Below are 9,305 nucleotides of genomic sequence, written 5' to 3'. Positions count from 1 at the left end.
CAAGGGCGAGCCTCCTCCTCGGCGCTGACGCTCTGTTGCGGCCCTCCGCTGCGCGCCGCTACCGCGGTGCTCACTCCCGGGTGCGGTCGAGCCTAACGCTTCGCCTGTCGGTTCCCACGAGGCGCACAACGCGCTGGTGGAGAAGAACCCGATGAAGCGCACCCAAGACCGGAAGGCCCAATACCAACTCCAGATGGACGAGGAGGGCATCTTGCTCGCAGCAGCCACCATCTTGGAGCAACGCCTCCAACGGCTGGGCCACATCCACAGCCCCGAGCAGGCAGGCAGCTACCTGGTCGCCCGCTGCGCCCACCTGCCGCACGAAGTCTTCGGCGTCGTCTTCCTCGACACCAAGCACCACATCCTGGCCACCGAGCACCTCTTCAGCGGCACCACCGACGCATGCGAAGTCCACAACCGGGTCGTCGCCAAGCGCGCCCTCGACCTCAACGCCGTCGCCGTCATCCTCTTCCACAACCATCCGAGCGGGAACCCGGAGCCCAGCCAAGCCGACCGCCAAGTCACCGAGCGCCTGAAGCAGGCGCTGGCGCTTCTCGACATCCGAGTCCTTGACCACCTGGTCATCGGTGGCCGGCAGCACGTCAGCCTGGCCAGCAGGGGGTGGGCATAGCCTGCCCCTTCACCCAAGCAGTCTGCCGAAGCTAGACTGCCAAGGCAGATGCACATCCACATCCATGGAGCAGGAATGAAGGCGTTTCACGTGCGCGGGATTGTGTGGGAGACCGACGGCAAGCGTCCCGCATTGCCGGGTGAAGCCACGATCGAATGCGAGAGCGAAGAGCAGATTGCTGACGCGCTCAGCGATGCATACGGCTGGCTGGTGAGCGCCTTCGTTGTCGTAGAGGAGACCGACAGCGACCACACCAGGAACGCGAGTCGGGGTTGAAGGATTGGCGAGTTGGTCGGCGCCGGTTTCCCGCTTCCGCTAAAGTGTCGGACCCTGTTTGAACTGGCGCTCGCCACCCGAGCGTGCGCTTAGAGGAAGTCGTTGTTGATGGTGTTTAAGGGTCTGGTGGTTCTGCTTTTGGTTTTTGCTTCGGTTCCCGGCGTGGCTGCAGAGTTGGTCGGCCGCGCGACGGTCACGGACGGCGACACCCTCACCGTGGCGAAGCAGCGCATCCGCCTATGGGGCATCGATGCCCCGGAAAGCATCCAGCAATGCACCACCAAGGACGGGCGCTCTTGGCCCTGCGGCCGGCGGTCCGCCGCCGCGCTGGACGGCTATGTGTTGGACAAGACCGTTCGTTGCCGGCCCAAGGACACGGACCGCTACGGCAGAGTGGTTGCGGAGTGCTTCGTCCAAGGGCAGTCCGTCAACCGCTGGATGGTGAGCTCCGGTTGGGCCGTGGCCTATCGCCAATACGCCACGGCGTTCATCGGTGACGAAGCCGACGCACGCCAGCACGAGCGGAACCTCTGGCAAGGGCCCTTCCAGATGCCCGCCGACTATCGGCGTAGCAAGCGGGACCAGTCGGCCCGCCAGGCCCAGGTGACCGCGCCGCCCGTGTCCAGCGGATGCCGCATCAAGGGCAACATCTCCCGCCAGGGCAAGAAGATCTACCACGTTCCTGGTCAGCGGGATTACGAGCGGACCAGCGTCGATCAAGCACGCGGCGAGCGTATGTTCTGCAGCCCTGAAGAGGCCGCTAGGGCAGGGTGGCAGCCGGCAAAGCGCTGAAAGTTTTCGTCGAGGTGGGCGTGCTTAGAGGGCTTGCGCATGCCCCCTTTTGTCTGCCCACGTCGGCGATCAGAGCGGTAGACTCTGGCCCTGGTGACGTGGAGGCAATACCCAAGTGGACGGGATGCAACGCATGGAAACAACGATGACTAATCAGCCCCAGCCAGGTGCCTTCTACATGTTCATATCAGACATGGAGAGTAATAGGCCGCCTTGTGGGGTGAGGTTCGACAACCTCCGTCGGCTGCATTCGCCGCCCCGTGTAATCCTGCGTCCGCAGGAGGGTGGTTTTCCTTCACTGCTTGAGCAACCGCAGATGACCTATGACCCCAGCGCGGGCCCCGAGCCTCGTGATCTGGAGCCAGGGTTTGGCGGATATTGGTTGGTTTCCGAACGACTCCACAACGCCATGTGCTCAGTCGATCCAAACGCCTTCGCGTTCGTTGAGGTGGATTACCGCCTAGCCGATGGCATCAAGGGGTCGCGCCGCTTCCTGTGCGACGTTGTCCGAGAACTGGATGCCTTAGACGAAGCATCATCGCGGCTGAAGATCGAGGTTGATGAGGAGTTTGTGCGTGGGAAGTTCTATTACTTCGGCGGTGGGGCTAGCCTTGCATTCCGACGTGAAGTTCTTAGGGCTTCGCACGTATTTCGATTGCCGTTCAATCCGTCGGTGTTCTGCGATCAACAGTTCAAAGGGGCGCTTCACAACGCTGGTATATCTGAAGACGCAGAAGTCAGCGGCATCTCTTTCATTGACGCATCGGATCTCTGATCCCAGCAGGTGACAAGGACGAATCCTAGATCATGGCAGACAAGGCTCTCTTCCAGCAGCACCACGGCCTCGACCAGAAGTCGTTTGAGATTGATCCTCTGTTGAAGGTGCTTGTGGACAATGGCCGGTTCCATAAAGACCTGGCCACGAATCTAATCAATTTGCCCAGTGACAAGGCGTTTGCTCACGCTATCGGTGTTACGCCGCACTCGGGTGGTCCGATCAAGGAATATCGTCTTGGTTTGAACTATGTCCTTGAGCGCATGGCCGCCACGAAAGATGGGCAGGCAGCATTGCTTGGAGATCCGGATGCCCTAGATCGAGTTGTCCTTAAGGTTCAGCGATTGAGCGACACCGTGCAGGTGGCGCTCATCAATGGCGACTTGCGGACGAACAATGCGCTAGGGGAAACGATGGACCAAACGCGGGCTATCACGCAGGCGTTCTATCGTGACCCAAACGACTATGCTTTTCAGAACCAAACGCAGTTGGACGCACACGGCAAGGTCAGTGCCAATGCGCGCCAATGGAGCCCGGTGACGCATAATGAAGGTCGCATTGTCTCGACCTTGCAGCACTTCCAAAGTTCAGGAAGGCCGCTGCTAAAGGGCGGTGACCTGGACTTTCAGCGCAACAGCCTATCCCAGGCTATAGCTGACGCTTACCACGACGGCCGCTTGACCATGTCGCCGGGTGGGGTGGCGGTGGTCGAAAACACATTGGGAGAAGAGGCCGCAAATAGTCTCCGCGTGCCGCGCGGCCAGCGTGGCGAAGTCGCCATGGAGTTGTTGATGGGCGAAGCCTCTGCCCGCGGTTTGACCCGTGCCGGCGGACTTCTGGCCACAGGCGCGGATGCGGTGATGACCGCACGCGCCGCCTCAGCGCTAATGGAGCAGGGCAACCTCACCGCCGCGCAGTCGGAGGTCAATCACGCCGTTGCTCGCAACGTGGGCGGCTGGGCCGGCGGCGCGTCCACAGCGGCCGCGCTGGGCAGCAGCGGCGGCTTTGTGCCTGCGGCCCTGGTGGTCGGCGACGCTGTGTTGATGAGCAAGGCCTTCGACAAGGCCGTGGACCTCAAAGAAAACCGCGACATCTTCCACCAGACCGATCGGGCCGGCGTGGACTGGCAGTTCAATGGCCGCAATTGGGAGCGCCAAGGCCAGCTGCAAGAGGGGCAGGGCAAGGCGGTCGAGCAGGACGTGGTGGCCAGCTACACGAAATCCCAGGAACTGGGTGCCATGGCGAATGCCAAGGCCGCCGAGTTCGCGCTGGGCAAAGCCCCCCCGCCGCAGGACCCGTTCAACCTGCCGGCCCAACCCGGCGATCGGATTGGGCTGGACAACCAAAATTGGCATCGCAATCCGGCGACCGAGGCATGGGAGCGCCAGGTCAAGACCGGTGTGGAAGGTGCCAACGACCGGGGCGTCTACGAGAACCAGATCGCGAATGCAGAGCAGACGCAGCGCCTGAACCAGGAAGCCCTGGCGCGCATCGAGAACAACATCGCCACCGGCCGCGAGGCCATCGCCCAGGCCTACCTGGAGAGTCATGCCGCCCAGCGCGGGCAAGATTACGGGGTGGGCGTTCCTACCGCCGTGGAAAGTGCTCGTGCCCAGCAAGACCGGGTGCAAGGCCACGACGGCCAGACCTACCAGCGCAACGAGGCCGGGCAGTGGCTCGGCAAGGACGGAGTGGCCGCCGGCAACCTGGCGGTGGAGCTGGAGCTCACGAACCAGATGCGCCAGCCCTCGCTGGAGCGCGCGCAGGAGACCCTGGCAGCCATTGAGGCTCGCCCCGCGCCCACGGCGGCGCAGATGGAGCACAACGAGCTTCTGCACCGCTATCGGGCTGTCGGCATCGACCTCAACGCGCAGGAGAACAACTTAGAGGCAGTGAAGCTCGCCACCCAGCGCACGCAAGAAGCCGAAGGCCTCACCGGCCGGATGGTGCAGAGGTTGAAGCCCAACGAGCAGGGGCAATACGGCTACGACAGCCAGATTGTTCACTATCAGGTTGGCCAAGACGGTGTGGCTCACCAAGTCGCGGTGACCACGTCCGAGGAGCTGCGCCAAGCCAAGGCCGAGTTGGGCCAGCCGGCTGTGGCGCACGTGCCGACCCTGGCGACGGTCTCAGTGACTGCGCCTGGGCGCAGCAAGGAGCAGGAGGCCGAACCGGCCCAGGAGAAGGGGGCGCAGGGGCCGATGCTGGCCGACAACCCTGCGCACCCGGACCACTCCACCTACCAAACCATCCATTCTTGGGTCAGCGGGACGGGGAACTGGAACGAGCAGGAGAGCCGGAACGTCACCGCAGCGCTCTACAAGCAGCAGGCCGAGGACCCGCTGGTGAAGCGAGTGGACCGGGTGACCGGTGCGCTAGGCAAGGACGGGGCCGAGAACGTGCTGGCGGTCTATGCGCCGTTTGGCGACAAGGCGCCGTTCTTTCACGCCCGGGTGGATGGGCGCGAGGCAGCCCAGCAGCCAGCGGAGCAGAACCTGCAGCAGGCGGAGGTCATCAAGCAGGATCAGGTGCGCCAGCAGGCACTGGAGCAAACCCAGCAGCAGACTCAGCGGCAAGAGCAGGCAGGGCCAAGCAGATCCTTATAAATAGTTAAGCCACAGGGGGCGGTGCGTATGGACACAGGTTCACTAGCTGATTGGCTGGGCGCGATTGGGTCGGTAGGTGCGGTAGGTGCCGCCCTGTATCTGCATTGGCAGACTGTTGGTGAGAGAAAGGCGATTGAAGCATCCCAGTCTCGCAGCGCGGCTCTTTCAATGCTCGCAGTATTTCGTGCGGCTGCGGAAGAATTTGAATGGACTATCCATCGGCTTGACGATGGAAAATCGCCTAACGAGTTGGGAACGGACGAAGATCAGCAGGCCATTACGGTCGGCCGGCTCATTCGCTTTCGAAAAGAGCTTCTTCCGTTGCTTCAATCAATGGCTGCTCTCGGGTCCACGGCGCCGATTGTTCAAGCGGCTTATGCTGCGGTGGATAAGATGGTCCATGATTTTGAACCATATTTTTTCGATGTTTTTCCAGGTGATCCAGTGTTCATAGGTGAGCGTTGGCCAGCGTCGGAGAAGGTTCTGCGCCACGCTGCTGACCTCGTCCAAAAGGCGTGCGACGCTCTAGAGAATCAGGTGGTTTTCAAATAGGCATAGTCCATGCTGCATTTCTCGCATTTAATCGCATGTGCTAGACATGGGGGATGTTATGGGGTGTAGGAAAGGAATTTCAGGTTTCTCTTGGATTTGATGAATTAGTATTCTTAGGCGAGCTAGGCTTCAGCGCCGCTCTCAAAGTCTCACTGTAACCTGAGGGGGAAGTATGGCAATCAATATGATTACTTACAATGAGGATGGGCACCGTTACACGACTTTTGTTGTGGCGCGCCTTGCTGGTTGGGATGTTTCAGAGGCCTTGGAGTTAAGTTGGGGCTCTCAACTGCCTGATGATTACGACGACCTCAAAGCGGTGGATCGAGCTCTCGATTGGTTTGAAGGTGAAGAACCAAAGAGGATAATGCGAGTCCTTCACTCTCTACACGGAGGGGACGTCCAGAAGAGGCGTGCAGGACTCAAGACCTACATCAGTGAAATGCTCGCAAATAAGCAGCCCGAATGGAAGGTTGGGGTGGTTATCCATGCGTTTGGTGATAGCTACGCACACACGCGCGAAGAAAATGGGAAGGAAGTAGCTTACGGGGCTCCATTCGGGCATCTTCTTGACGGGCATCGTCCAGATCACGTTCCGTTGTTTCCTGAGAAGTTCAAGTTATATGTTTCTGATCTTTACGGTGTCCTTTTGGTGAATAATTCCGCAGGAGGGCAGGGTGTATCAGAAGTGGCAAAGATTGCTGGGCTGAAGAGCTTCCCAACAGATGTAAAAGCCTTGGCTAATAAGCACGGCTATGACAATGAGTTAAGCAAAGGTGTTCAAGGGCAACTGAATGCAAAGGCCACAACTCGCGAGGTGTTGGATTTGCTTGTCCATCTTGAGAAGAGGCTAACTTCGTAAACTGACTGGCGTGCCCGTGTTCGTGGGGATCGGGAGCAAATGCTGATGAGCTGGTTGGCTAAAAAACGGTCTAAGACTTCTAGTGTAAATTGACCATGTGCCAATAGGAATTGGTTGAGCTCAAGGCCTGGGGTGGGCGGAAAGGCAAGCGAACATCCAGCGTGTAGTGGGACCGGCTTGGATGAGGCTCACCACCAAGAGGCGATTGAAGTTATTGCCCAATAAGGTCATACAGGAGCATGCACAATCCCTGGCGGCGGTGTAGACCACCATCTTCCCGCTGCTAGCCGCCTCTGAACCAGTGCCCGGAATGCGTCGGGATTGAGGGGCATCCCAGACCTTTTGTGTCGTCCTTGGTTACAGCGGGCATGCGCGGCCACCACGTTATCGGCCACGTCCTTGCCACCGTCTTGGCGAGCCTGGAGATGCTCGGCCGTGCATTGGTAGGCGCGGGATGAGCGGGGGCGCAAGCCTAGTTCGTCAGGCGAGGAGAGCCACATGGGGAGGCCGCAATAGAAACAGCGGCCGGCCTGGGCGTGGAAGGCGTAGACACGAAGGGTTTTGAGGCGTCTGTTGCTCACGGGAGGCTCCGGAATCGAAGGATTCCCGTGCCTCCTAGGGAGAACCTCGGGCACCCGGAGCCGTTCGGCATGCGGGCACAACACCGACGCTCAGCGATCGGCAAACATGTTTTAGCTCAACTTCCAGGCGGCTGCAACTCGAAGGCAGCGAGCAAGAGCAGAGCCAGGTCAGTGCTTGGCCTGGCTTTCTTCGGCGCTTGCCATTGCCAGCCGCGAGGCGCCGCGCGAACGGGCTTGGTTGCGGATGTCGTGGTCGTTGCGGCTTTCCACATGCCTCAACAACGTGCCGACCAACTCAGCATCTTCCAGAGTTTCGGCGCCGGCCAGAAACACTAGCTCTGCGACACGCATTCGTCGCTTGGCTTCTTCGCGGCGCTGCGTTTCCTTCGCTTTTACAGCCTGGCGCTGACTAGCTAAAAGCTCACGCGCTTGTAGCTGGGCCAATCGTTCTGTCGCTCTTTGGATTCTCTGGTGGTAGTGGGTTGGCTCGGCCATGCTTTTCTCCTCTGTGCCATTACGAGTCAACCAAAGAAATGGCGCGCGTCAAGTTTGCACAGGCCTGAAAATTTGGACTTCCTCGAAATCGAAAAGATCTGAAAAACAAGGCTTAAAAGAACGAAGCAAGAGCGCACCTAGGTGTCACTGCGTGACACGTGCGCAAAGGGCTTCGCCCCTTGAACCCCAAGCGCCGGCGGCGCTTGCGCAAATCCAAAGCCGAGGCATAAACCAAGCAACCCCACTGCTTCGGAGCAACACCTCATGGCCATCTACCACGCCAACGTAAAGACCTTCAGTCGCGCCAAAGGACATTCGTCCATCGCGGCCGCCGCCTACCGCGCCGGCCTGCTTCTCGAGGACGAGAAGACGGGGCAGCGCCACGACTACCGCCGCCGGGACGGCGTGGTCGAAACCCGCTGCGTCGCCCCCGAGGACGCGCCCGACTGGGCCCTTGTCCCTGCCGAGCTCTGGCCAGCCGTGGAGGCGGCCGAGCGGCGCAAGGACGCCACGATCGCGCGCGAGTTCGAGTTCGCATTGCCCCACGAACTCGACGAGGCGCAGCGATCGGCGCTGGCCATGGAAGTCACCCGTGCCCTGGTCAGTCGCTACGGGTTCGCGGCCCAGGCGAGCATCCACAGCCCAGGCAGCAAAGACGGCTTGAACTGGCACGTCCATGTGCTGGCCACGACGCGGCGCATGGGTCCGGAAGGTCTCGCGGACAAAACCAAGGAACTGGACGGCGGGCCATCGGGACGTGTCGAAGTGCAGTGGGTGCGCGAACTGATCGCCTCCACCATCAACGCCCATCTTGAAAAAGCGGCGCTCGAGATTCGCGTGGACCATCGCCGTTTGGAAGCACAAGCCAATGACGCCCTGGCCCGCGGTGACCTGGTCGCCGCTGCCGTGCTCTCGCGGGAGCCGACCAAGCATGTGGGCAAGAACGCGACCGCCATAGCCCGCCGGGGCCAGGCCTCTGAGCGCGTGGAAGCGAACCGCCGAATCGAAGAGGCGAATGAGGAGGCCTTCCAAAAGCTCATCGCCGTCTTCGAAAACGAGGGGCGAGCGGTGGAAGTGCCCGATGGCCACAGCCACGAACAGGCCCAACGGGAACTCCGCCGTCCACCGGCCGTGCTGCCCCTGTCGCTGGGCCGCGGGGCAGGGCACATCGAGGTCTCTCGCAACATGGGGCCCATCGCCCAGCGGCTGGGGTTGCTGGAGGAGACCGCTCCCGGGGCGCCACGCCCGGAGCCGGTGTCCATCCCAGCGCTCGTTGCCGAGCTGAGCCAGGAGTGGGGAGCACTGCGCCACGAGGCAGTGGCGCGGGCGCTCCACGTCACCCGCCAGCTCTTGGCCTGGGCGGCCGAGCGCGCCGCGGCGTTCGCCGAGCACGCCCGGTTCCGCTCGGACCTGCTGGAGCTGGCCCGGCGGTTACGCGGATTCAAAGCCAGCCTGACCCGGTTTGCACGGCGCCTGCAGGCCGAGCAACGCGCCTCCAGGCTCCGCCATCTGGCGGAGCGGTCCTGGGAGGACTTCACGGTCAACAATCCCCAGCCTGGCACCTCTTGGACGGAGCAGGATTGGAAGCAACGGCGGGCGTGGCGCTTGAGCACCTTGGAGAAGCGGACGGCCGAACTGCTCGAAGCGCGGGCCCGGGTCACCCCGGAGCAACAGGCCTTTTGCGAAAAGGAAGCGGCAGAGAGTGGCCGCCTCTTGGAGGCCTGGAGCCAGGAGA

The 9,305-nt window shown here is 61.4% G+C and carries 10 protein-coding genes; 8 read left to right on the top strand and 2 right to left on the bottom strand.

Going from position 1 to position 9,305, the window contains the following annotated elements; translation table 11 throughout:
* Positions 1-151 precede the first annotated feature (151 nt).
* The 7 genes from radC (at position 152) to CEK65_RS18560 (ending at position 6,494) form a co-directional block, all read left to right on the top strand.
* Positions 152-631, top strand: a complete 480-nt coding sequence (gene radC / locus CEK65_RS18590) for a DNA repair protein RadC (RefSeq protein WP_152182631.1) — start codon at positions 152-154, stop codon at positions 629-631.
* Between the two features lie 75 nt (positions 632-706).
* Complete coding sequence (locus tag CEK65_RS18585; protein WP_152182630.1) at positions 707-907, top strand: hypothetical protein; 201 nt, start codon at positions 707-709, stop codon at positions 905-907.
* A 108-nt stretch (positions 908-1,015) separates the two neighbouring features.
* Positions 1,016-1,699 carry a thermonuclease family protein gene (locus tag CEK65_RS18580; protein WP_152182632.1) on the top strand — a complete coding sequence of 228 codons (684 nt, stop codon included), beginning with the start codon at positions 1,016-1,018 and terminating at the stop codon, positions 1,697-1,699.
* A gap of 133 nt (positions 1,700-1,832) precedes the next feature.
* Positions 1,833-2,474, top strand: coding sequence for a DUF1629 domain-containing protein (locus CEK65_RS18575; RefSeq protein WP_152182629.1), 642 nt, complete (start codon positions 1,833-1,835; stop codon positions 2,472-2,474).
* A 32-nt stretch (positions 2,475-2,506) separates the two neighbouring features.
* Positions 2,507-5,080 (top strand): XVIPCD domain-containing protein, encoded by a 2,574-nt coding sequence (locus CEK65_RS18570; protein WP_152182628.1) that lies wholly within the window; start codon positions 2,507-2,509, stop codon positions 5,078-5,080.
* 27 nt (positions 5,081-5,107) lie between these two features.
* Positions 5,108-5,632 (top strand): hypothetical protein, encoded by a 525-nt coding sequence (locus CEK65_RS18565; RefSeq protein WP_152182627.1) that lies wholly within the window; start codon positions 5,108-5,110, stop codon positions 5,630-5,632.
* A 172-nt stretch (positions 5,633-5,804) separates the two neighbouring features.
* Positions 5,805-6,494, top strand: a complete 690-nt coding sequence (locus tag CEK65_RS18560) for a hypothetical protein (RefSeq protein ID WP_152182626.1) — start codon at positions 5,805-5,807, stop codon at positions 6,492-6,494.
* A 227-nt stretch (positions 6,495-6,721) separates the two neighbouring features.
* On the opposite strand, the gene CEK65_RS18555 is transcribed toward CEK65_RS18560, so the two are convergent.
* Together CEK65_RS18555 and traD are read right to left on the bottom strand one after the other, a co-directional pair.
* Entirely contained in the window at positions 6,722-6,994 is a 273-nt protein-coding gene (locus CEK65_RS18555) for an HNH endonuclease (protein ID WP_343192930.1), read from the bottom strand.
* 249 nt (positions 6,995-7,243) lie between these two features.
* On the bottom strand, positions 7,244-7,570 hold the full coding sequence (gene traD, locus CEK65_RS18550) for a conjugal transfer protein TraD (RefSeq protein WP_152182624.1): 327 nt from the start codon (positions 7,568-7,570) through the stop codon (positions 7,244-7,246).
* Positions 7,571-7,834: 264 nt separating this feature from the next.
* Here traD and CEK65_RS18545 point away from each other — a divergent pair.
* The coding region (locus tag CEK65_RS18545; RefSeq protein WP_152182623.1) for a MobA/MobL family protein at positions 7,835-9,305 on the top strand (1,471 nt) is incomplete at its 3' end.

The sequence above is a fragment of the Xanthomonas sp. LMG 12459 genome, assembly GCF_009192905.1.
GTDB classification, from domain to species: Bacteria; Pseudomonadota; Gammaproteobacteria; order Xanthomonadales; family Xanthomonadaceae; genus Xanthomonas_A; species Xanthomonas_A sontii.
The sequence above is the reverse complement of the archived record's forward strand: the minus strand, read 5'-3'. Positions and strand labels throughout refer to the sequence as shown.